Genomic DNA, 22,598 nt, shown 5'->3' with positions numbered 1-22,598 from the left:
GGTGAGCACCGTCGACGCCGACTTCCTCGCCCTGCCGCTGCGGGCGCTCGCGGACGCCGCGCTGTCCGTCGCCCGCGCTGCGGGCGCCTCCCACGCGGACCTGCGGGTGCATCGCGTGCACAGCCAGTCGTTGAGCCTGCGGGACGGCGCCGTGCAGGCGGCCGTCGACAGTGTCGACACGGGGCTGGCCGTGCGGGTGGTGGTCGACGGCACGTGGGGGTTCGCCTCGCACGCCGAGCTGAGTCCCGCCGTCGCGGCGGCGACCGCGGGGCAGGCGATCGAGGTGGCCCGGGCGTTGCGGGCGCTGAACCGGGAACGGGTCGAGCTCGCCGACGAACCGGTCTACCCGGACGCGGTGTGGGTGTCACCGTACGAGGTCGATCCGTTCACGGTGCCCACCGCGCAGAAGGTGGCGCGGCTGACGGACTTCTCGCGGCGGCTGCTCGACACCGACGGGGTCGATCACGTGACGGCGAGCTGTCTGCAGGTCAAGGAGCAGACGTTCTACGCGGACCTGGCCGGCTCGACGATCACCCAGCAGCGGGTGCGGGTGGCACCGCAGCTCGAGGCCACCGCCGTCGACCGGCGCACCGGCGAGTTCGAGACGATGCGCACCCTCGCCCCGCCGGTGGGGCGGGGTTGGGAGTATCTGGCCGGCGACGCGCACTGGCACTGGAACGAGGAGCTGGAGCGGATCCCCGGCTGGCTGGCGGAGAAGGCGGCGGCCCCCAGCGTGCAGGCCGGGCCGACGGACCTGGTGATCGACCCCACCAACCTGTGGCTGACCCTCCACGAATCGGTCGGGCACGCAACGGAATACGATCGGGCCATCGGGTACGAGGCGGCCTATGCGGGCACCTCGTTCGCCACCCCGGACGGGCTCGGCACGCTGCGCTACGGCACCGACGTCATGCACGTGACGGCGGACCGCACCGTCGCGCACGGGCTCGCCAGCGTCGGCTGGGACGACGACGGGGTCGCCGCCCAGTCCTGGGACCTGGTGCGGGACGGGATCCTGGTGGGCTACCAGCTCGACCGGGTGTTCGCGCCGCGGCTGGGCCTGGGACGCTCGAACGGCTGCTCGTACGCCGACTCGGCGCATCACGTACCGCTCCAGCGGATGGCGAACGTATCGCTGCAGCCGGACCCGTCGGCCGACACGACCACCGCCGACCTCATCGCCCGGGTCGACGACGGGATCTACGTCGTCGGTGACAAGTCCTGGTCGATCGACATGCAGCGCTACAACTTCCAGTTCACCGGTCAGCGGTTCTACCGGATCCGCGGCGGCGAACTCGCCGGGCAGGTGCGCGACGTGGCGTACCAGGCCACCACGACGGACTTCTGGGGGTCGCTCGAGGCGGTCGGCGGGCCGTCGACCTGGCAGCTCGGCGGCGCCGTGAACTGCGGCAAGGCCCAGCCCGGTCAGGTCGCCCCGGTCAGCCACGGCTGCCCGTCGGCGCTGCTGCGGTCGGTGAACGTGCTCAACACACGCGCGGAGGGCGGGCGATGATCGAGGCGCAGGAACTGCTCGAGCGGGCGCTGCGCTGCTCGACCGCCGACGAGACCATCGTGCTGGTCACCGACACCGGCGAGGCGTCGCTGCGGTGGGCCGGAAATTCGATGACCACCAACGGGATCTCGCGCTCGCGCAGCTGGACGGTGATCGCGGTGCAGCGCGGCGACACCCCCCGCGTCGGGGTGGTGACGTCGAGCAGCGTCGACCCGGCCGACATCGCCCCGACCGTGCGGGCGGCGGGGGCGGCGGCCGCGGCGGCGTCCCCGGCCGAGGACGCGATGCCGCTCGTCGGCGGCGACGGCGTGCCCGGCGACTGGGCCGACGCCGCGGCCGGGACGGACATCTCGGTGTTCGGGCGGCTCGTCGACGATCTCGCCGCGGGATTCGACGGCGCCGATCAGCTCTACGGCTTCGCCCACCACCGGGTGTCGACGACCTGGCTGGGCACCTCCAGCGGGGTGCGGCGCCGGTTCACCGAGCCGGAAGGATCGGTGGAGATCAACGGCAAGCGGGGCGGGCTGAACGGGGCCAGCGCGTGGGCCGGGGCCGGCACCCGCGACTTCACCGACGTCGACACACCGTCCCTGCTCGCGGAGCTGTCGCGGCGGCTGGACTGGGCGTGCCGCACGGTCGACCTCCCGGCCGGGCGCTACGAGACGCTGCTGCCGCCGTCGGCGGTGGCGGACCTGATGATCTACCTGATGTGGTCGATGGAGGGCCGCGGCGCCGAGGAGGGGCACACCGCGCTGTCGCGGCCCGGCGGCACCCGCGTCGGCGAACGGCTCACCGCGCTGCCGTTGACCCTGTTCTCCGATCCGGCCGCCCCCGGCCTGGAGTACGCGCCGTTCGTCGCGGCCACCGCCTCGTCGAACTCGGTGTCGGTGTTCGACAACGGGATGGACGCCGGGCGGGTCGACTGGGTGCGCGACGGCGCGGTGCACGCGCTGGCGTACCCGCGGGCCGCGGCCGCCGAGTTCGGGGCGCCGGTGGCGGCGCCCGGGGAGAACCTGGTGCTGACCGGCGGCGGCGCGGCCGACGTGGACGAGATGGTGGCCCGCACCGAGCGGGGACTGTTGCTGACGACGCTGTGGTACATCCGGGAGGTCGACCCGGCGACGTTGCTGCTGACCGGTCTGACCCGCGACGGCGTGTACCTGGTCGAGGACGGTGCGGTGACGGCGGAGGTGAACAACTTCCGGTTCAACGAGAGCCCGCTGGATCTGCTGCGGCGCACCACCGAGGCGGGCCGCACGGAGCGGACCCTGCCGCGGGAATGGAAGGACTGGTTCACCCGCACCGCGATGCCGCCGCTGCGGGTCCCCGACTTCCACATGTCGTCGGTCAGCCGCGCTCGCTGAGCCCGGCGCTCAGGGCAGGGGGCGGTGGAACCGGGCCGGGCTGCCGACCTACGGGCTCGACGTAGTGTCCCCCGAAAATCGGGCGGATTGGGCGAGAAGGCTCGTTCGATGTGGTCACCGCCGGATCCGACAAGTTCTTCGATGGAGTGGCTGTGTCACGGCCCTATCGGTTGGTGCGCAGCCAGACTGCGGTGTCCGGTGGCAGAGAACGGGCATCGGTCAGGGCGGCGGAGGCGAGCAGGACGGTTGCGTCCGGGTCGATCGCAACCGGTTGACGGGACAGGTTCACGACGCACCGAAACGTCGGTCCGCGGTCGAAGACGAGGGCATCGGTGGCCGACGGCTGCCAGCCGAAAGAGTCATCGCGCAGGGCGGGCAGTGTGCGTCGGAGTCGTAGTGCGGTGCGGTAGAGGGTGAGCATCGAATCGGGGTCGTCGGATTCGGCGGCGACGGTCTTCGACTTCCAGTTGTCGGGTTGGGGTAGCCACGGCTGGACGTGGTCGGCGGCGAACCCGAAGGGTGGGTGGTCACCGCTCCAGGGCAGCGGGACCCGGCATCCGTCGCGGCCGCGGATGGTGTGCCCGGACCGTTCCCAGGTCGGGTCCTGCAGCAGTTCCGCAGGGAGGTCGGTGACTTCCTCGAGGCCGAGTTCTTCGCCCTGGTAGAGGTAGGCACCGCCGGGCAGGGCGAGCATGAGCAGGGCCGCCGCGCGGGCGCGGCGGGTGCCGAGGGTGAGATCGGAGTCGGTGGCGGCGGTCAGGGTCATCGGCAGTGTGCTGGTTTCGGCGCGCCCGAATCGGGTGAGGTGGCGAGTCTCGTCGTGGCTCGAGAGCACCCAGGTGGTCGGCGCACCGACCTCGCGGAGCGCCTCGCGGCTGCGGTCGATGGCCTCGCGCAGTGCTGCCGGGTCCCAGCCGGCTCTGGGGAAGTCGAAGTTGAAGGCGGTGTGCAACTCGCCGGGACGCACGTAGCGGGCCAGACGTTCGGGGCTGCGGACGATCGCCTCGGCGACGAACATGCGGTCGGGGCCGTATTCGTCGGCGATGGTGCGAAACTCGCGCAGGATGTCGTGAAGTTCGTCGACATCCCAGTGCGGATTGTCGACCCACGTGCTGGATTCGAACCGGGCTCCCGGTGCGTGGCCGGCATCCGGCAGTCCGGGAACCTTGGCCATCGCCGACACGGCGTCGATGCGTATGCCGTCGACGCCGCGGTCGAACCAGAAGCGCAGAACGTCAGCAAATTCGGTGCGGACCTCGGGGTTGGTCCAGTCGAGGTCGGGTTGTTCGGGTGCGAACAAGTGCAGATACCACTGGCCGGCTTGTCCGTCCTCTCGGGTGGTGCGGGTCCAGGCCGGTCCGCCGAATGCGCTGATCCAGTCGTTCGGCGGGAGTTCGCCCGTGTCGCCGCGGCCGGCGCGGAAGAAGTACCTGGCGCGCTCCCGCGAACCGGGGGCGCTGCGCAACGCCTCCCGAAACCAGGGGTGGGTGTCGGACGTGTGGTTGGCGGGCAGGTCGATGATGATGCGGAGTCCGGCAGCGTGGGCGGCGGCCAGCAGGGTGTCCGCGTCGTCGAGAGTGCCGAAGAGCGGGTCGATGTCGCGGAAGTCGGCGACGTCGTAGCCGCCGTCCGCCATCGGTGACGGATACCAGGGGGTGATCCAGATTGCGTCGACGCCGAGGTCGACGAGGTACGGCAGGCGCTCGGCGAGCCCTGCGAGGTCGCCGATGCCGTCGCCGGTGCCGTCGGCGAAGCTGCGCAGATACACCTGGTAGATGACAGCGTCGTGCCACCACTGTCGTGATGTGGGCATGGTTTCCCCTGCGGGTGGTGTGGGCGTGGTGGTGTGGGCGGGCACGGTCAGCCCTTGACGGCGCCGGCGATCATCGCCTTGACGAAGTGGCGCTGGAACAGCAGGAACACCACGATGGTCGGGGCCATGATCAGCAGGGATCCGGCGTTGAGAAGGACGACGTCGGTCGAGTATTGGCCGACGAAGTTCTGCAGTGCGCCCGCCATGGTCCGCTTACCGGGGTCGTCGATGAGGACAATGGCCTGCAGGAAGGTGTTCCAGGTCCACAGGAACAGCAGCAGACACAGCGAGGCCAGCGCCGGGACCGCGAGCGGGATCTGGATGTGACGGAAGGCCTGCCAGGGGCCCGCCCCGTCCAGGGCCGCAGCCTCGGTGAGCTCTTTCGGCATGGACAGGAAATGGGCTCGCATCCAGAAGACGGCGAAGGGCGTGAACGTGCCGATGAGAACCAGGATGAGTCCGAGGCGGGTGTTGAGCAGGTTCATCTCGCGCAGCTGGTAGTAGAGCGGCACGATCGTCGCCTCCTTCGGGAGAGTCAACCCCAGCAGCAGGAGCAGGAAGACGACGGTGCCTCCGGGCACGTGCAGCTGCCCGAGCCCGTAACCGGCCATCGCAGCGAACAGCGCTGCGACGGGGACGACGCCGGCGACGAGGATGATGCTCGAGACCATCAGCGGTGTCACCTCCGCGACGCGCCAGGCGTCGAGGAAGTTGTGCCAGTGCGGGTTCGACGGCCACGACAGCCCGAGCGGGACGGTGCCCTGCGGTTGCAGTGCCGCCGACAGCATGCTGAGCAACGGCAGGATCGAGAAGATCATGGTGCCGAGCAGCAGGACGAGTCCGGGAATCCGTTGGCGAGCGGAGGTTTTCATGATCATTTCTCTCTGAAGAAGCGCTGGATCGGCAGGATGACCATCAGGATCAGGCCGGTGAGGACGACAGCGAGGGCGCTGGCGAGACCGACCCGGGATTCGGTGAAGCCGAGTTGATAGATCAGGACGCCGGGCACGGTGGTCGCGTAGCCGGGTCCGCCCTGGGTGGACATGAACACGATGTCGAAGCTGGCGAGGGCGGCGATGATGGTGACGGTGACGCAGACCCCGATCTCGGCCCGCAGGGCTGGAACGGTGACGTATCGGAAGGTGCTGAGGAAGCTGGCGCCGTCGAGCCGGGCGGCCTCGTAGATCGAGATGTCGATCTTCCCGATGCCGGCCATCAGCAGGATGGTGCAGAATCCGAGGCCGAGCCAGGTGCCGATGACGCCGACGGCGGGCAGGGCCCAGTCGAAGTCGCCGAGCCAGGAGCGGGTGAGCCCGCCCAGGCCGACGGCCGAGAGCAGTTGGTTCACGGTGCCGTTGGTCGAGAACATCCACACCCACGCGACCGCCGCGGCCGCGCCGGGAATGATCTGCGGTAGGAACAGCAGGGTGCGGGTGAGGGTTCCGAGGCCGCGTATGCGGATCTCCTGGAGTAGGGCAGCGACGAGAAGGCCGCCGATCACCGGGAGGACGGTGAAGAACAGGATGAGGAAGAACGCGTGCCCGATCGAGGACAGCAGCTGCGGGTCGGTGAGCACGCGGCGGTAGTTGCCGAGCCCCACCCAGCTGCCGACGGAGATGCCGTCCCAGTTGTAGAGGGAGTACCAGAGGGTGCTCAGCAGCGGCCGGAGGACGAAGACGGTGTACACCGCCGCGGCGGGCAGGACGAACAGCCATCCGGTCAGGGCCCGTTTGGCGCGGTGGCCCCGCCCCGGCCGGGTTGCGACGGGATGCGGGAACGCCCGGGTGGGGGATGTCTGGGGGGCGTGTGCGGTGGAGGTCATCTCAGGAGGTCCTGCTCGTATGCGGATTGGACGGCGGCCATCATCTCGCCGGGCGTGGTTCGGCCGGCGACGAGCATCTGGACCTGCGGTAGCCAGGTGCCGGACATGCCGTTGGTGGCGTTCTGGACGAATTGGACCTGGCCGTCGGCGGCGACCAGTATGTCGAAGGCCGCCTGGATCTGGGCGCCCAGCGATCCGGGTGCGGTGGCCGGGACCGGGCCGGTACCGGACGGGGCGAAGCCGGCGTCGACCACGACCTGCCGGCCCGCGTCGGACCGGAGGAAGTCCAGGAAGGCTGCGGCGGCGTTCTTGTCGTCCGACCCCGAGGGTATTGCGAAGTTCGACACCGGGTCGGACATGGCGAGCACGGGTGACCCGGCGGGCGCGGGTGGAAGGGTGAAGCCGACGTTCTCGCCCATCTTGGCCTGTAGGGGCGCGGCATCCCAGTTCCCGGAGACATAGAACAGGGCCTCGCCCGCAGCGAACCGTCCGGCGGCGGCGGTGGCGTCGGTGCCGTTGGTGTCCGCGGGGAAGTAGCCCTTCGCTGCCCAGCCGGCCACCACCGCGGCCGCGTCGACCGCGGCGGGGGTGTCGAGGGTGGCGCCGGGCGCGTTGAAGACCCAGCCGTTGACCGCGTCCGGGCCGAGGGCGTTGTTCAGCATCATCTGGACCAGGAAGGTGACCTGCGCGCTCTTGTTGCCGGCCATGATCGGGATCAGTCCGGCAGTTTTCGCCGACGCCAGGGCCTGCTCGAATTCCGCGACGGTGGTGGGCGGCTCGACCATCCCGATCCGGTTCGCAAGCTCCTTGTTGTAGTAGAGCCCGGTCACCGTGAACCCGCTGGCCATCGTGTACTGCGGGCCGGTGCCGCGGATTCCGTTCGCATCGACCCGGTACATGGCACTCTGCCCCGGTGGAAGCGTGTTCCAGCCGTAGGCGTCGGCCCACGGATCGAGGGCCGTGAGCTGGTGGTTGGCTACCGCGGCGGGCAGCGCGATGATCCGCGCGATGTCCGGCGGATTCTCCGACGCGAGCACCCGGGGGGCGTTGACGGCCTGCACCTCGTCCGGGTCGTAGCGCGGGGTGATGGTCACGTTCGGATGGCGCTCGGTGAACGCCGCGATCAGGGCCTCGTCGATCTTCTTCAACCCCGCACCGTCGTACAGGGTCAACTCGATCGGGTCGGTGCCGAGATCGATGTTCACCGGCACCGGGTCGGTCGGGAGGGTCGCGGTGTTACCGCTGCCCGGCGGCGCGCACGCCACCACCGTCTGCAGGACCGCGGCGCCTGCGAGGGCGGCGAATCTGCGTGCCCGCCGGGCCGGGGTCGAGTGGTGTGAGTCCATAACTCCTCCGCGTTGAGATGCGCATCACATTTCGGAAGCGCTTCCGAAGCGTATGTCGGAAGCGCTTCCGAAATCAAGGTCGATCGGTCTACCATCGGGCTTGTGTCCAATCGACCTGCAGCGTTGAGCCTCAGCGACGTCGCCCGGGAGGCCGGGGTCTCACTGACGACGGCTTCACGCGCCCTCAACGACTCGTACGGTGTGTCCGCGGCGACGAAGGCGAAGGTACTCGCCACCGCCCGCCGTCTCGACTACGTCGTCTCCCCGGATGCGGTCCGCCTCGCCGGCGGCCCGACACGACGGGTGGCGCTGGCCGTCCCCCACCTCGAGCGCTGGTTCTTCGGCGAGATGGTGAGCGGCATCGAAACGGTGCTCTCCGCGGCCCACTTCGACCTGTTGCTGTACCAGGTCGGCGGCCCCGACGACCGCCACGACTTCTTCACCCGGCTGCCCGCCCGCCGGAAGGTCGACGCCGTCGTGGTGGTCGCATTCCCGGTCGACCAGCACGAGCAGGAACGGCTCGCCCTGATGGGCGTCAGCATCATCGCCGCCGGCGGGCAGAACGCCGACTACCCCTACGTCTGCATCGACGACTATCGTGCCGGCCGCCTGGCCGTCGACCATCTCCTGGAACTGGGCCACCGGCGCATCGCCATGATCGCCGCCCACGACCCGGACCAGCCGGGCTGGCCGGCCCGCCCGGGCCGCTCGGCGGCGTACGTCGACGCCCTGACCGAGGCCGGGATCGCGGTCGATCACGCTCTCATCCGCGACGTCGACTGGGGCGGCCTCAACGCCGCATCGGCGATGGCCGACATTCTCGACGCGGCCCCGGAGCACGCCCCGACGGCGGTGTTCGCGCACAGCGACGAACTCGCCCTCGGCGCGATCAGAACCCTGCGCCGCCGGGGCCTGCGGATACCCGACGACGTCTCCGTGGTCGGGATCGACGATCACCCCCTCGCCGCACTCACCGACCTGACCACGGTGCACCAATCCGTCCGCGAGCAGGGCGAGATCGCCGCCCGCCTGGTCCTCGAAACGCTGAATCCCAGCCCCACCGCGGACGGCGGCGTACCCACCGCCGTCACGGCCCCGGTGACACTCACCGTCCGCGCCAGCACCGGACCGGCGCCGGACCGAAGGCGGCCGACAGCGGCGACCGCAGACGACTCTCCGCGCTGAGAGCACGACGGTCGCGCCCCGATTGCCGAACACCCCAGGAGACCTGATGCGCCTCGCCCTTCCCGACCACTGGGTCTGGGACAGTTGGATGACCGACGACGGCACCGACTACCACCTGTTCTTCCTCCGCGCCTCGCGCGCCCTGCAGGACCGCGAACGCCGCCACTACCGTGCGGCCATCGGACACGCGACCTCGCGGGACGGCGAGCAATGGACCCTGACCGCCGACGCAGTGGCGGCCTCCGACGCCCCGGCGTTCGACGACCTCGCGACCTGGACCGGCTCCGTCGTCCGCGACACCGGCGGACGCTGGAGCATGTTCTACACCGGCGTGAGCCGGGCCGAGAACGGCCTCGTACAACGCATCGGCCGCGCAACCTCCTCGGACCTGGTCACCTGGACCAAGGACCCCGACCTCGTCCTCGAGGCCGACGGCCGCTGGTACGAACGCCTCGGCGAGGGCACCTGGCCGGACGAAGCCTGGCGCGACCCCTACGTCTTCGAACACGCCGGTCGGTGGCACATGCTGATCACCGCCCGCGCCAACTCCGGCGATCCCGAGGGCCGCGCCGTCGTCGGCCATGCCACCAGCAAGGACCTGAGCCACTGGCACATCCACCCCCCACTCTCGACGCCCGCCGGATTCGGCGAGATGGAAGTCCTGCAGGCACACACCGTCAACGGGAAACCGGTCCTGGTGTTCTCCTGCGCGCCCAAGAACACCAGCGTTCACGCCGGGCACCAAGCGGGGACCTGGATCGCCGAAGGACAGTCCCCGCTCGGGCCGTGGAAGATCACCGAGGCGGCGAACATCGACACCGCCGACCTGTACGCGGTGCAGATGCGGCGGACACGGGACGGCAACTGGACGACGTGGGGCTTCGACAACGGCGACGGACCGCAATTCGGCACCATCTCCTCCTCGAGTTACGTGCCGTTCACCGGTACCGACAGTTCGACCACGACGCCCTGACAGCACCGATACCCACACCACTCACCTCACTCGGATCGTCCGGCACGTTCCTGCCGGTGGAGGGACTCTCTTTTCTCATGGCAACCATCACGTACGACCACGCGACCCGACTGTTCCCCGGTTCGGACTGCCCCGCGGTGGACCAACTCGACCTGCACATCGAGGACGGCGAATTCCTCGTCCTGGTCGGCCCGTCCGGCTGCGGTAAGTCGACGTCGCTGCGCATGCTCGCCGGCCTCGAGGACGTCGACGGCGGCCGCATCACCATCGGCGGCCGCGACGTCACGCACGCCGAACCCAAGGAACGCGACATCGCGATGGTGTTCCAGAACTACGCCCTCTACCCGCACATGAGCGTCGCGGAGAACATGGGCTTCGCGCTCAAACTCGACGGTACCGACAAGTCCGAGATCCGCCGCCGCGTCGCCGAGGCCGCCGACATGCTCGACCTCGGCGCGTATCTGGACCGCAAGCCGAAGGCGTTGTCGGGGGGCCAGCGGCAGCGAGTTGCCATGGGCCGCGCCATCGTCCGCCAGCCTCAGGTGTTCCTCATGGACGAGCCGCTGTCGAATCTCGACGCGAAGCTGCGGGTGCAGACCCGGACGCAGATCGCCCAGTTGCAGCGCCACCTGGGCACGACCACCGTCTACGTCACGCACGACCAGGTCGAGGCGATGACGATGGGCGACCGGGTCGCCGTCCTCCGGGGCGGGGTGCTGCAGCAGTGCGCGTCACCGCGCGAGCTCTACCACCGGCCCGCGAACGTCTTCGTCGCCGGATTCATGGGTTCACCGTCGATGAACCTGTTCACCGTGCCCGTCACCGACGGCGGAATCCGCTTCGGCGGGCAGGTGATTCCGGTGCCGCGGGACACCCTGGCGGCCGCCGGCCGGGAGGTTGTCTTCGGGATCCGGCCCGAGCACGTCGAGATCGGCGACTCCGGCGGACTGAAACTCGAGGTCGACGTGGTCGAAGAACTCGGCTCGGAAGCGTTCATCTTCGGACGCACTCAGGTGGGTGGACGGCACGAGCCAATGGTGGCCAGGGTCCACTGGCGAAATCCACCGGAGAAGGGCCAGGTCGTGCACGTCCGCATCGACCCGTCGCACGCCCACGTCTTCGCCACCACCCCCGGCGGCGCCCGGCTACCGCACTAGCGGCACAGCTGTCGAGGGCTTCGTGCCTCGCACCCCGGACCGCCGGCATCGGATGTGCGCCGACGCGCTCTCAGCTGTGCGGCATCGCAGCGCTCCCGTCACCCGCCGTGCCCGGGGGCCGGGGTGCCCGTCTCCGGAGCGGTGGCGCCCGCGTCGACGGCGCAGGCGATGCCGACGGTGCCGGCGCGGCCGCGGCGCAGCACGCTGCCCTTGACCGTGAGCCACCCGAGGATCCCGTATCTGCGGGCGATCACGGCCCGCGCCCGCTCGGTGCCGGCGGCATCGAGCACGGTGGCGGTGCCGGGGACCGCGTCGCTGCGCGGGTTGCCGCGCACGTCGCACACCGCGAGGGTGATCCGCGGATCGCGGCGCAGCCGCTTGACCTTGTAGGAGTCGGTGACGGTCCACACCAGCAGCCGGTCGGCGTCGGCGGCCGCCCACACCGCGGTCGGCACCGGGGTGCCGTCCTTGCGGAACGTGGTCAGCAGCACGTACTTCGCGGCGGCGAGGTCGGCGAAGGTCGGGGTCATGGGGCACACCCTACGGAAAACCGCGCCGTCGGCGCGCCGACCGGCGCCGTCTAGCCTGGAGGGCATGCCGCATGCCCATGATCCCGCCGTGGCCGACCTGGTCGAGGTGCCCCTCCCGGGGGGCCGGCTGACTGCGGCGCAGCTGCAGGTCCTCGCCGAACTCGCCCACGAGCACGCCGGGGGCACCCTCGTCCTCACCGCCGGCGGCCTCGGGATGCGCGGGGACCGCACCGAGCTCACCGCGCGGCTGACCGGTCACGGCTTCGACCTGCCCGGCGAGCACCGGCACCGCCTGCTCGTCTCGCCGCTGTCCGGTCGCATCGGCGGGCACGTGGACGTGTGGGAGACGCTGGCCGGGGTGCAGGACCGCCTCGACGGGACCGTACCGGACCGCGAGATCGTCGTCGGGATCGACGACGGCACCGGCGACATCGCGGCCCTGGCCCCCGAGGTGGGGGCGTTGGCGTTGCCCGACGGGCGGTGGGCGCTGCTGCTCGACGGCACCGACTCGGGGGTGCGCCTGCCCCCCGGCGACGTCGTCGAGGCGCTGGTCGCGGCGGCGCAGCGGCCCCGCCGCGCCGGCGTCGCCGCGACCCTCGCGGCCCTGGGCCTGGAGCCGTCGGAGCCGGCGGCGCCGCACCCGCCGGCCCCGGCCCGGCCCGTGGGATGGCTCGACCAGCCCGACGGGGCGGTCACCCTCGGCGGCGGTCTGCCCGGGGCGGTGTTGCCGGCGCGGATGGCGGAGTTCCTCGCGGCCGTGGACCGCCCCCTGGTGGTGACGCCGTGGCCGGTGCTGTTGCTGTGCGACCTCGACGAGTGGGCCGCCGAACAGGTGGTGCGGGTGCTCGCCCCGATGGGGCTGATCTTCGACGCCGACTCCCCCGCCCTGCGCTGATCCGCGCCGCGGCCGCCGCATTCCGGGGTCGCCGCATTCCGGGGTCGCGCGGTCCGGGCGCGGCCTACCGTGAGGTCATGACCATCGGTGCCGGTTCCGAGTCCGACGTGTTCGATGTCATCGTCCTCGGCGGCGGGCCCGCCGGGGAGAATGCCGCCGACTATGCGATCGCCGGCAGCGACCGCACCGCGGTGCTGGTCGAACACGAACTGGTCGGCGGCGAATGCTCCTACTGGGCGTGCATGCCGAGCAAGGCGCTGCTGCGACCGGGGCAGGTGCTCGGCGCGGCCCGGCACATGCCCGGCGTCGCCGCCAAGGTCGCCGCGCACGGCGTCGACGTCGCCGACGTCCTCGCCCGCCGCGACGCGTTCACCAGCGGCCGCGACGACGCCGCGCAGGTCGAGTGGGCCCGCGGCGCCGGGATCGACGTCGTGCGCGGGCACGGCCGGCTGAGCGGGCCGTGCGAGGTCACCGTCGACGGCCCGCAGCCGCGCCGGCTGCGGGCACGGCACGCGGTGGTGGTGGCCACCGGCACCACCGCCGCCGTCCCCGACCTGCCCGGGCTGCGCGCCGCCCGGCCGTGGACGTCGCGGGACGCGACGAACCTGCAGCAGGTGCCGCGGCGCGCCGCGATCGTCGGCGGCGGCGTCGTCGCCTGCGAGGTCGCCACGTGGCTGCGCGAGCTGGGCACCGAGGACCTGACGATGCTGGTGCGCGGGGAGCGGCTGCTCGCCCGCACCGAACCGTTCGCCGGCGACGCGGTCGCCGCGGCGCTGCGCGAGCACGGCGTGCGGCTGCGGTTCGGCACCACGGTGGCGGAGGTGTCCCGCCCGGACGTCGCGGACACCGGCGTGGGGCGCCTCCACGGCGGCCCGGTGCGGCTGCGTCTCGACGACGGCGGCGACCTCGAGGTCGACGAGCTGATCGTCGCGACCGGACGCCGGCCCGCCACCGCCCACCTCGGTCTCGACGCGGTCGGGGTGGCCGGGGACGGCCCGCTGCGCACCGACGACCACATGACCGTCGACGGGACGGACGGACGCTGGCTCTACGCCGTCGGCGACGTCACCGGCCGGACAGCGCTGACGCACATGGGCAAGTACCAGGGCCGGGTGTGCGGCGACGTGATCGCCGCCCGCGCCGAGGGCCGCGACCTCGACGCGCCGCGCTACCGGGCGAGCGCCGACCACGGGCAGGTGCCGCAGGTGGTGTTCACCGTCCCGGAGGTCGCGGCGGTGGGCCGCACCGCCGCCGGCGCCCGCGCCGACGGCCTCGACGTCGAGGTGCTCGAGGTCGACATCGCCGTGGCCGGATCCGCTTTGGCCCGGGACGATTTCACCGGCCGCGCCGCCCTCGTCGTCGACCGCGCGACCGACACCGCGGTGGGGGCGACGTTCGTGGGCACCGACGTGGCCGAGCTGCTGCATGCGGCCACCGTCGCGGTGGTCGGGGCGGTGCCGCTCGAGACGCTGTGGCATGCGGTACCGGCATATCCGACGGTCGGCGAGGTGTGGTTGCGGCTGCTCGAGTCGCGCCGCCGCTGACCGCTCCGGTCAGCGCGGCAGCCGCCGCCAGATCGGGCGCGGCAGCAGCCGCATCCCGAAGAACACCGGCCGCAGCACCGCCGGCACCCACACCTCGCCGCGGCCGCGGTGCAACGCCCGCACCGCCGCATCGGCGACCCGGTCCGGGGTGCTCGACAGCGGCGCGGGGCTCATGCCCTCGGTCATCCGGCCGATCACGAACCCGGGCCGCACCAGCAGCAGGGAAACGCCGCTGCCGTGCAGCGAGTCGGCCAGGCCGGTGGCGAATCCGTCGAGGCCGGCCTTCGCGGAGCCGTACACGTAGTTCGCCCGGCGCACCCGCACCCCCGCCACCGACGAGAACACCACGATCCGGCCCGAACCCTGGGCGCGCAGCTGCGCCGCGAGGTGCGTGAGCAGCGCCACGTGGGCGACGTAGTCGGTGTGCACGATCGCGACGGCGTGGGCGGCGTCGTGTTCGGCGCGGCGCTGGTCGCCGAGGATGCCGAACGCGAGGACCGCGACGTCGATCGGGCCGTACAGGGCCCGGATGTCGGCGAGAACCTGCTCGTGGGTGTCGAGCCGGTCGGCGTCGAACTCGACGGTGTGCACGGCGGCGGCCCCGGCGTCGAGCACGGCGCGGCGCTGCGGCTCGAGGTCCCCGGCGCGGCGCGCGGCCAGGACCACGGTGCGGCCGCGGGCCAGCCGCACGGCCACCGCCGCCCCGATCTCGCTGCGGCCCCCGAAGACGACGATCGAACCCTGCTCGTTGCTCACCGCACCAGTGTGCCCGGGCGGCGCCGGGTCCGTTCGGGGCGGGGCCGTTCGGGGCGGGTCCGGCGGTGCCGAGTTCGGCTACCGTCGCAGGCATGGCCCGAACCCCCGCCGCGCTCGGCGACGCCGCGCTGCAGTTCCTCACCGAATACCATCTCGGCACCCTGACAACGCTGCGCACGGACGGCAGCCCGCACGTGGTGGCCGTCGGCTTCACCTGGGACCCGGACGCCGCGGTGGTGCGGGTGATCACCAACGCGACGTCGCAGAAGGCGCTCAACGCTGAGCGCGGCGGGTACGGCGCTGTCAGCCAGGTCGAGCGCGGCCGCTGGCTCACCCTCGAGGGTCCGGCCCGGGTGCGCACGGACCCGGAGGCCGTCGCCGAGGGGGTGCGCCGCTACACCGCGCGGTACCGGCCGCCGCGGCCCAACCCGACCCGCGTGGTGGTGGAGATCACCGTCGAACGGGTGATGGGTTCGGTGCTGGACCGGTAGGGCCGGTCATCCCGGCAGCTCGGTCAGGCCGTGCGGCCGGTGGTTGAGCGGCTCGCAGCCGTCCTCGGTGACCACCACGATGTCCTCGATGCGCGCACCCCATGCGCCGCGGAAGTAGATGCCCGGTTCGATGCTGAACGCCATCCCGGGCCGCAGCACATCGGTGTTGCCGTCGACGATGTACGGCTCCTCGTGCACGGACAGCCCGATGCCGTGCCCGGTGCGGTGCACGAACACCTCGGCGAGGCCGTGCGCGGCGAGCACGTCGCGGGCGGCGGCGTCGACCGAGGCAGCGCTGACCCCGGGCCGGACCGCGTCGACGGCCGCCTGCTGCGCGGCCTCGAGCAGCGCCACCTTCGCCGCGACGTCCGCGGCGGGCGCGCCGAGGCTGTAGGTGCGGGTGGAGTCGGAGTAGTAGCCGGGCTCGACCGGGCCGCCGATGTCGACGACCACGACGTCGCCGGGTTCGAGGACCCGGTCGGAGACCTCGTGGTGGGGGTCGGCGCCGTGCGGGCCGGAGCCGACGATGACGAACGCGGCCTCGGTGTGGCCCTCGGCGACGATCGCGGCGGTGATGTCGGCCGCGACCTGCGCCTCGGTGCGCCCGGGCCGCAGCCACCGTCCCATCTGCGCGTGCACCCGGTCGATGGCGGCGCCGGCGCGGCGCAGCGCCTCGACCTCCGCGTCGTCCTTGATCATGCGCAGCTGCCGCACCACCTCCGTCGCCAGCACGGGCGGCACCGCGAACCGGGTCGCGAGCGGCACCAGGTGCAGGGCGGGCATGGCGTCGGCGACCGCGGTGCGCGGGCGCTCCGGCAGCAGCGCCGCCACCTGCGCGTACGGGTCCTGCCCGTCGACCCAGTCGTGCACCGGCAGGTTCAGGTCCGCGGCGGCGGAGTCGGTGAGGGCGGCCAGCTCGAGCCGCGGCACGACGACGGAGGCGGGGGCGCCGTCGGTGGGCACCACCAGGCAGGTGAGCCGTTCGAACGATTCCGCCCGCGAACCGAGGAGGTAGCGCAGGTCCGGGCCGGGGGTGACGAGCAGCGCGTCGAGGCCGGCGTCGCGGCCGAGGGCGGCGGCCCGGGCGAGACGGTCGGCGTATGCGGAGGCGGGGAAGCGGCGCGCGGGGGAATTCATGCGGACAGCGTAGTGGCGTTTGGCAGGATGATCGTCGTGACTGCGACGCCGGCGTCCGCCGCCCCCGTGCCCCCCACCGGCCCGTTGATGCTGCTCGACGGGGCGAGCCTGTGGTTCCGCGCGTTCCACGCGCTGCCCGAGTCGCTCACCGCCCCGGACGGCCGCCCGGTCAACGCGGTGCGCGGGTTCACCGACATGGTGGCGTCGCTGATCACCAAGCATCGGCCGGCGCGGCTGGTGGTGTGCCTGGATCTGGACTGGCGGCCGGCGTTCCGGGTGGCGGCGGTGCCGAGTTACAAAGCGCACCGGGTGGCCGCCGGCTCGGACGGCACCGTCGAGGAGGTGCCGGCGGCGTTGCCGTCGCAGGTGCCGATGATCACCGACGTGCTGGCCGCCGCCGGCCTCGCCACCGCCGGCGCGGCCGGGTTCGAGGCCGACGACGTGATCGGTACTCTCGCCGCCGGCGAGTCCCGGGATCCGGTGCTGGTGGTCAGCGGGGACCGGGACCTGCTGCAGGTGGTGCGCGACGGCTCGGTGCCGGTGCGGGTGCTGTACGTCGGGCGGGGCCTGGCCAAGGCCGAGCTGTTCGGGCCGCCCGAGGTGGCGGCGCGGTACGGGCTGCCACCCGAGCGGGCCGGCGCGGCCTACGCCGAGCTGGCGGCGCTGCGCGGGGACCCGTCGGACGGGTTGCCGGGGGTGAAGGGCGTCGGGGAGAAGACCGCGTCGACCCTGCTGCTGCAGTACGGGTCGCTGACGGCGCTGCGCGCGGCAGCGGTGGACCCGGAGTCGGGGCTGGCGAAGGGGGTGCGCGGCAAGCTGATCGACGCCGGCGCGTATCTCGACGCGGCGGTGCCGGTGGTGCGGGTCGCCACCGACGCCCCCGTCCGGGTGTCGCGGCCGGACACGGTGCCGTCCACCCCGGTCGATCCGCAGGCGCTGGAGCGGCTGGCGCAGGAGCTGGGGATCGGGCGGTCCGTCGCCCGGTTGACCGCGGCGTTGGCCGCGGGGTGAGGGCGACGGACCGGCGCGCTCAGTTGGGGCGGCTGACCTCGTAGGTGCCCTCGTCGTCGGTGAAGGTCACCGTCACCGACCGGAACTGGCCGTCCACCGTGAGGGTGCACTCGAAGCTGTTGCCCGCCTTGACTTCTTCACCGTCCGGGCACTGCACGTCGGAGACGTCGGTGGCGCCGTAGGACTCGGTAAGGACCTTCTCGACGCCGGCCTGCGCGGCCTCGGGGTCGAGGGTGTCGTTGCCGCCGAGGAGCAGCACGGCGCCGATGATCGCGCCGATCACCACGAGCCCGGCGACGGCCAGGCCGACGATCAGCCCGGTCTTCGACTTCTGCTGCGGCGCACCGGCATTCCATTGGCTCGCGCCGGTCGACCCCCACTGCTGGCCGGGTTGCTGTCCCCACTGGGGCTGACCCTGCTGGGGTTGTCCCCACTGCTGGCCCTGGCCGGGCTGCTGCCCCCACTGCGGCTGGCCCTGCTGCGGCTGGCCGGGGGTCTGCTGACCCTGCTGGCCCCACTGCTGGCCCTGGGCGGGCTGCCCCCACTGGGGCTGACCCTGCTGGGGTTGTCCCCACTGCTGGCCCTGGCCGGGCTGCTGGCCCCACTGCTGGCCGGGGGTTTGGCCTTGGCCGGGTTGCTGCCCCCACTGCGGCTGGCCCTGCTGCGGCTGGCCGGGGGTCTGCTGGCCCTGCTGGCCCCACTGCTGGCCGGCGGGCTGCCCCTGCTGCGGCGTGCCGAACGCCTGCGTCGGGGCCGGCCCCTGCTCGGCTCCGGAGGACGGCGGGGGGGACGGCGCCCACTGCTTGGTCGAATCGTCGGAATCCTGCGGGTCGTGCGGACCGCTCATTGTCGCCTCCACCTGCCTTCGCTGTGTCCAATTACCGTAGCCGTAGCGCCCCACCCACCACGAGAAAGCCGTGTGGCAGCGCGCGTATCAAACCACACGCGGTGTCGTCACGCCGCATCGACCGCGACGACACCGCGCCGGATCGCGCCGATCGCCCGGGCGGCGGTCTTCGCGATCTGAGGGTCGACCGCGCCGGTGCGGATCTGGTCGAGCAGATCGATCACCTGCCGGCACCAGCGCACGAAGTCGCCCGCCGACAGGTCGCGTCCGGCGGCCCCGGCGGCGATCAGGGCCTCCGTCAACGACTGGGTGCTCACCCACGTGTAGATGGCATCGACGAACCCGGGATCCGGTTCGCGGGTGGGGGGCAGCTTGAAACGAACCTCGTCGGCGCGCAGCTGCCCGCACAGGCGGACGGTGTCGGCGAGCGCGCGGCGCAGCGGCCCGGTGGGCCCGTACTCGGTGGCGCCCTCCTCGACGCGCGCCTCGTACACCACCGCCGAGACCACCGCGGCGAGCTCGGCGGGCGAGAGTCCCGCCCACACGCCGTGGCGCAGGCATTCGGCGACGAGCAGGTCGCTCTCGCTGTAGATGCGGGCGAGCCGCTCCCCCGCCTCGGTGGTCGACGGGTCGTCGCCGGCGGTGAGGTAGCCCCGCTCGGTCAGCAACGCGACGATCCGCTCGAAGGTGCGAGCGAGGGAGTTGGTGGTGGCCGCGGACTGGCGGCGCATCTGTGCGACCTCCCGGCCGAGCCGGTTGTAGCGTTCCCCGAGCCGGGCGAGGCGCTCGAGGTCGGGATGCTGGTGGGCCGGGTGCCGGCGCAGGCGCCGCCGCAGGTCGTCGATCTCGCGGGTGTCGCCGTTCTTGGCGTGCTTGGGGCGGCGCGGCGCGGAAATCCCGGTGCTGCGCAGCGCCGACGCGAGGTCACGGCGGGCCCGGGCGGTGCGGGCGTCGGCGTGCCGGGGCAGCCGGAGCTTGCCGAGCGCGGTGGCCGGTGCCGGGAAGTCCGCGGCCGAGACCCGCCCGGACCAGGCGTCCGCGGTGACCACCAGGGGCCGGGGGTCGGTGACGTCGGTGTCGGTTTCGAGGACGACGGCCAGTCCGGTGCGCCGGCCGCCGGGGATGGCGACGATGTCGCCGCGGCGCAGCGCGAGCAGCGACGCGACCGCGGCCTGCCGGCGGTCCTGCCGAGCCTGGCGTTCGCGTCGGCGTTCGAGCTGGGTGAGTTCCTCACGCAGCTGCAGGTAGTCGATGATGTCGCCGTCCTCGCCGCCGAGCTGATCGCGGAGCTTGGCGAGGGCCTTCTCGTTGCGTTCGATGCCGCGGGTCAGGCCGACGACCGACTTGTCCGCCTGGAACTGGGCGAAGGACCGTTCGAGCAGCGCCCGGGAGTGCTCGGCGCCGACCGCGTCGATCAGGTTGACCGCCATGTTGTACGACGGGCGGAACGAGCTGCGCAGCGGGAAGGTGCGGGTGGAGGCGAGCCCGGCGACGTCCGCGGGCTCGAGGCCCGGCTGCCACAGCACCACCGCGTGGCCCTCGACGTCGATGCCGCGGCGCCCGGCCCGCCCGGTGAGCTGGGTGTACTCGCCGGGGGTGAGCTCGGCGTGGGTTTCGCCGTTGTACTTGACCAGCTTCTCGAGCACCACGGTGCGGGCCGGCATGTTGATGCCCAGGGCGAGGGTTTCGGTGGCGAACACCGCCCGCACCAGGCCGCGGACGAACAGGTCCTCGACGGTGTGCCGGAAGGCCGGGAGCATGCCGGCGTGGTGGGCGGCGATGCCGCGTTCGAGGGCGGCGCGCCACTCCCGGAAGCCGAGCACCTCGAGGTCGGCGCGCGGCAGGTCGCCGGTGTGTTCGTCGACGATGGCCCGGATCTGCGCGGTCTCGGCGTCGGAGGCCAGGTGCAGACCGGCGCGCAGGCACTGGCCGACGGCGGCGTCGCAGCCGGCACGGCTGAACACGAAGGTGATCGCCGGCAACAGCCCCTCCCGGTCGAGGCGGGCGACGACCTCCGGACGCGGCAGCGGCCGGAACCCGATGCGCCCGCGGGGACCGCCCCACCGGCCGGTCGAGTCGAGGGCGGCGCGGCGGCGCACCTGCTCGACGAGTTCGCGGTTGACCACGACGCCGCGGCGGCCGGTGCCGTCCGCGGCGTCCGGGTGCGCGGTGGATTCGAACAGGTCGAAGATGCGGGGGCCGACCATGACGTGCTGGTGCAGCGGGATGGGCCGCACCTCGTCGACGACGACGGTGGTGTCGCCGCGCACGGTCTCCATCCAGTCGCCGAACTCCTCGGCGTTGGAGACGGTGGCGGACAGGCTGACCAGGCGCACGTCCTCGGGCAGGTGCAGGATGACCTCCTCCCACACCGCGCCGCGGAACCGGTCGGCGAGGAAGTGCACCTCGTCCATCACCACGTGGGTCAGCCCGATCAGGGTGGTCGAGGAGGCGTAGAGCATGTTGCGCAGCACCTCGGTGGTCATCACCACCACCGGGGCATCCGGGTTGACGGACTGATCGCCGGTGAGCAGGCCGACCGAGGCCTTGCCGTAGCGGGCGACGAGATCGGCGTACTTCTGGTTGCTCAACGCCTTGATCGGGGTGGTGTAGAAGCACTTGCTGCCGGCGCGCAGCGCCAGGTGCACGGCGAACTCACCGACGACGGTCTTGCCGGCGCCGGTGGGGGCGCACACGAGCACGCCGTGCCCGCCCTCGAGGGCGCGGCAGGCCTGCACCTGGAACGGATCGAGCGGGAAGGACAGCTCGGCGGCGAATTCGGCGAGCCGGGGCGGCAGCGCGGTCGCGGTGGATCCGGTGTCGGTGGAGTCGGTCACAGGCGGCGGCTAGAGGGTGTCGGAGTAGTCGGGCGGCGCGGGCCGGGCCGTGGGGCCGGGCGGCACCGTCGAGGTGGGCGCGGGCACCGGGGTGGGTGCCGTGATCGGGGAGCTCTCGTCGTCGTCGAGGTCGCCCCAGCCCTGTTCCCGGTCGCGGCGGGCGCGGCGCCTGTCGTTGAGGCGGGCGAGCTGGATGGCGAGTTCGAGCAGCAGGGTCAGGGCCGCGGCCAGCGCCAGCATCGAGAACGGGTCCTGGCCGGGCGTGGCGATGGCGGCGAAGACGAACATCGCCATGATCAGCCCCCGCCGCCACGACTTGAGCTTGGCGTAGCTCAGCACCCCGACGGCGTTGAGCGCGACGATGACGAGGGGAATCTCGAAGGACACCCCGAAGATCACGAGCAGGTTGATGATGAACCCGAAGTACTCCGAGCCCGACAACGCGGTGACCTGCACGTCGTTACCGACGGTGAGCAGGAACGACAACGCGTGCGAGACCACCAGGTAGGCCAGGACCGCGCCGGCGACGAACAGCACCGCGCCGGAGACGACGAAGCCGATCGCGTAACGGCGTTCCTTGGCATACAGGCCGGGGGTGATGAACGCCCACAGCTCGTACAGCCAGATCGGGCAGGCCAGCACGATGCCCGCGGTCAGCGCCACCTTCAGCCGCAGCATGAACTGTTCGAACGGTCCCGTGGCGAGCAGCCGGCAGCTGTCGTCGGCGCTGATGTCGGCGCGCGCGGACGCCGGCAGATCACAGTAGGGGCCGCGCAGGATCTCGCCGAGGCTCGGGAGCCCGAACAGGCCGGCGCTGTACCAGACGAACCCGACGATCGTGGTGAGCACCACGGCGGCGAGGGCGATGAGCAGGCGGGTGCGCAGTTCGTAGAGGTGCTCGACCAGCGACATGGTGCCGTCGGGATTGGTCTTGCGCCGGCTTCGACGCGGATCGAACGGGATGCGCACGGTGCGGTTCTCAGCTCCTGTCACGGCCGCCGGGATCAGCGGAGGACCGGGACATCCGCACGGATGCCCCGGTCAGGGAAATACGGTCAGGCCGAACGTGATTCGGGCTGCGGCGTCTGCGGCTGCGGCTCCACGGGGGCCGGGGCCGGCTGGGCCGGCGGCAACGGGCTCGGAGCCTGCTGCTGCGCGGGGCGCGCGTCGTCGTTCTGCATCTCCTTGACCTCGCTCTTGAAGATGCGCAGCGACCGGCCGAGACCGCGGGCCGCGTCGGGCAGCTTCTTCGAACCGAACAGGATGATCACGACGATCGCGACGATGGCCCAGTGCCAGGGGCTCATTGCACCCATTATCAACCTCCACTGATCTGCTGGCGTCGATGCTACCGGACCGACCCTGCACCGGCGCGCC

The 22,598-nt window shown here is 72.2% G+C and carries 19 protein-coding genes and 1 pseudogene; 9 read left to right on the top strand and 11 right to left on the bottom strand.

Features of this window, described 5'->3' with window-relative positions:
- Position 1: 1 nt before the first annotated feature.
- A complete protein-coding gene (locus tag KZJ41_RS15035; RefSeq protein WP_006942490.1) occupies positions 2-1,513 on the top strand; it encodes a TldD/PmbA family protein in 1,512 nt (503 codons plus the stop codon).
- Positions 1,510-2,877: a metallopeptidase TldD-related protein gene (locus KZJ41_RS15030; RefSeq protein ID WP_029543786.1), complete on the top strand. Its 1,368-nt coding sequence runs from the start codon at positions 1,510-1,512 to the stop codon at positions 2,875-2,877. Before KZJ41_RS15035 ends, KZJ41_RS15030 begins: the two co-directional genes overlap by 4 nt.
- Before the next feature lie 163 nt (positions 2,878-3,040).
- Here KZJ41_RS15030 and KZJ41_RS15025 read toward each other — a convergent pair whose 3' ends face one another.
- Genes KZJ41_RS15025 through KZJ41_RS15010 form a run of 4 tightly spaced genes read right to left on the bottom strand, consistent with a single transcriptional unit; the run spans position 3,041 to position 7,858 of the window.
- Positions 3,041-4,690 (bottom strand): glycoside hydrolase family 13 protein, encoded by a 1,650-nt coding sequence (locus tag KZJ41_RS15025; RefSeq protein WP_006945752.1) that lies wholly within the window; start codon positions 4,688-4,690, stop codon positions 3,041-3,043.
- A gap of 47 nt (positions 4,691-4,737) precedes the next feature.
- Positions 4,738-5,562, bottom strand: a complete 825-nt coding sequence (locus KZJ41_RS15020; protein ID WP_029543784.1) for a carbohydrate ABC transporter permease — start codon at positions 5,560-5,562, stop codon at positions 4,738-4,740.
- A gap of 2 nt (positions 5,563-5,564) precedes the next feature.
- Positions 5,565-6,512, bottom strand: coding sequence for a carbohydrate ABC transporter permease (locus KZJ41_RS15015; protein ID WP_006945754.1), 948 nt, complete (start codon positions 6,510-6,512; stop codon positions 5,565-5,567).
- On the bottom strand, positions 6,509-7,858 hold the full coding sequence (locus KZJ41_RS15010) for an ABC transporter substrate-binding protein (protein WP_251549269.1): 1,350 nt from the start codon (positions 7,856-7,858) through the stop codon (positions 6,509-6,511). The genes KZJ41_RS15015 and KZJ41_RS15010 overlap by 4 nt, the downstream gene beginning before the upstream one ends.
- Positions 7,859-7,960: 102 nt before the next feature.
- On the opposite strand from KZJ41_RS15010, the gene KZJ41_RS15005 reads away from it, so the two are divergent.
- The 3 genes and pseudogenes from KZJ41_RS15005 to KZJ41_RS14995 all read left to right on the top strand — a co-directional run bounded on the left by KZJ41_RS15005 (position 7,961) and on the right by KZJ41_RS14995 (position 11,173).
- Positions 7,961-9,043 carry a LacI family DNA-binding transcriptional regulator gene (locus KZJ41_RS15005; RefSeq protein ID WP_231385907.1) on the top strand — a complete coding sequence of 361 codons (1,083 nt, stop codon included), beginning with the start codon at positions 7,961-7,963 and terminating at the stop codon, positions 9,041-9,043.
- Between the two features lie 16 nt (positions 9,044-9,059).
- Positions 9,060-10,016, top strand: a pseudogene (locus tag KZJ41_RS15000) (glycoside hydrolase family 68 protein); the annotation flags it as partial.
- A gap of 77 nt (positions 10,017-10,093) precedes the next feature.
- On the top strand, positions 10,094-11,173 hold the full coding sequence (locus KZJ41_RS14995; protein ID WP_251549267.1) for an ABC transporter ATP-binding protein: 1,080 nt from the start codon (positions 10,094-10,096) through the stop codon (positions 11,171-11,173).
- 98 nt (positions 11,174-11,271) lie between these two features.
- Here KZJ41_RS14995 and KZJ41_RS14990 read toward each other — a convergent pair whose 3' ends face one another.
- Positions 11,272-11,703: a PPOX class F420-dependent oxidoreductase gene (locus KZJ41_RS14990; protein WP_006945761.1), complete on the bottom strand. Its 432-nt coding sequence runs from the start codon at positions 11,701-11,703 to the stop codon at positions 11,272-11,274.
- Positions 11,704-11,767: 64 nt separating this feature from the next.
- Between KZJ41_RS14990 and KZJ41_RS14985 the strand changes: the two genes are divergently transcribed.
- Together KZJ41_RS14985 and KZJ41_RS14980 are read left to right on the top strand one after the other, a co-directional pair.
- Positions 11,768-12,598 (top strand): cobalamin biosynthesis protein CobG, encoded by an 831-nt coding sequence (locus tag KZJ41_RS14985; RefSeq protein ID WP_006945762.1) that lies wholly within the window; start codon positions 11,768-11,770, stop codon positions 12,596-12,598.
- Between the two features lie 77 nt (positions 12,599-12,675).
- The gene (locus KZJ41_RS14980; protein ID WP_251549265.1) at positions 12,676-14,142 is read left to right on the top strand and encodes an NAD(P)/FAD-dependent oxidoreductase; all 1,467 of its coding nucleotides are present in this window, start codon (positions 12,676-12,678) and stop codon (positions 14,140-14,142) included.
- A gap of 9 nt (positions 14,143-14,151) precedes the next feature.
- Here the strand turns inward: KZJ41_RS14980 and KZJ41_RS14975 are convergent, their stop codons facing one another.
- Positions 14,152-14,898, bottom strand: a complete 747-nt coding sequence (locus KZJ41_RS14975) for an SDR family NAD(P)-dependent oxidoreductase (RefSeq protein WP_251549263.1) — start codon at positions 14,896-14,898, stop codon at positions 14,152-14,154.
- A gap of 92 nt (positions 14,899-14,990) precedes the next feature.
- Here KZJ41_RS14975 and KZJ41_RS14970 point away from each other — a divergent pair, with 92 nt between their 5' ends.
- On the top strand, positions 14,991-15,389 hold the full coding sequence (locus KZJ41_RS14970) for a pyridoxamine 5'-phosphate oxidase family protein (RefSeq protein WP_006945766.1): 399 nt from the start codon (positions 14,991-14,993) through the stop codon (positions 15,387-15,389).
- 6 nt (positions 15,390-15,395) lie between these two features.
- Here KZJ41_RS14970 and KZJ41_RS14965 read toward each other — a convergent pair whose 3' ends face one another.
- Positions 15,396-16,526, bottom strand: a complete 1,131-nt coding sequence (locus KZJ41_RS14965; RefSeq protein WP_006945767.1) for a Xaa-Pro peptidase family protein — start codon at positions 16,524-16,526, stop codon at positions 15,396-15,398.
- Between the two features lie 27 nt (positions 16,527-16,553).
- Here KZJ41_RS14965 and KZJ41_RS14960 point away from each other — a divergent pair, with 27 nt between their 5' ends.
- Positions 16,554-17,537 carry a 5'-3' exonuclease gene (locus tag KZJ41_RS14960; protein ID WP_044476482.1) on the top strand — a complete coding sequence of 328 codons (984 nt, stop codon included), beginning with the start codon at positions 16,554-16,556 and terminating at the stop codon, positions 17,535-17,537.
- A gap of 19 nt (positions 17,538-17,556) precedes the next feature.
- On the opposite strand, the gene KZJ41_RS14955 is transcribed toward KZJ41_RS14960, so the two are convergent.
- The 4 genes from KZJ41_RS14955 to tatA all read right to left on the bottom strand — a co-directional run bounded on the left by KZJ41_RS14955 (position 17,557) and on the right by tatA (position 22,537).
- Positions 17,557-18,384, bottom strand: coding sequence for a DUF4333 domain-containing protein (locus KZJ41_RS14955; RefSeq protein ID WP_006945769.1), 828 nt, complete (start codon positions 18,382-18,384; stop codon positions 17,557-17,559).
- Between the two features lie 107 nt (positions 18,385-18,491).
- Positions 18,492-21,221: an RNA helicase gene (locus KZJ41_RS14950; RefSeq protein ID WP_029543767.1), complete on the bottom strand. Its 2,730-nt coding sequence runs from the start codon at positions 21,219-21,221 to the stop codon at positions 18,492-18,494.
- 9 nt (positions 21,222-21,230) lie between these two features.
- The gene (gene tatC, locus KZJ41_RS14945; RefSeq protein WP_029543765.1) at positions 21,231-22,190 is read right to left on the bottom strand and encodes a twin-arginine translocase subunit TatC; all 960 of its coding nucleotides are present in this window, start codon (positions 22,188-22,190) and stop codon (positions 21,231-21,233) included.
- Positions 22,191-22,276: 86 nt separating this feature from the next.
- Positions 22,277-22,537 (bottom strand): Sec-independent protein translocase subunit TatA, encoded by a 261-nt coding sequence (gene tatA, locus KZJ41_RS14940; protein ID WP_006945773.1) that lies wholly within the window; start codon positions 22,535-22,537, stop codon positions 22,277-22,279.
- Between the last annotated feature and the right edge of the window lie 61 nt (positions 22,538-22,598).

Origin of the sequence: Rhodococcus sp. 11-3 (assembly GCF_023704055.1) — a bacterium.
Classification (GTDB): domain Bacteria; phylum Actinomycetota; class Actinomycetes; order Mycobacteriales; family Mycobacteriaceae; genus Rhodococcus; species Rhodococcus aetherivorans.
The sequence above is the reverse complement of the archived record's forward strand: the minus strand, read 5'-3'. Positions and strand labels throughout refer to the sequence as shown.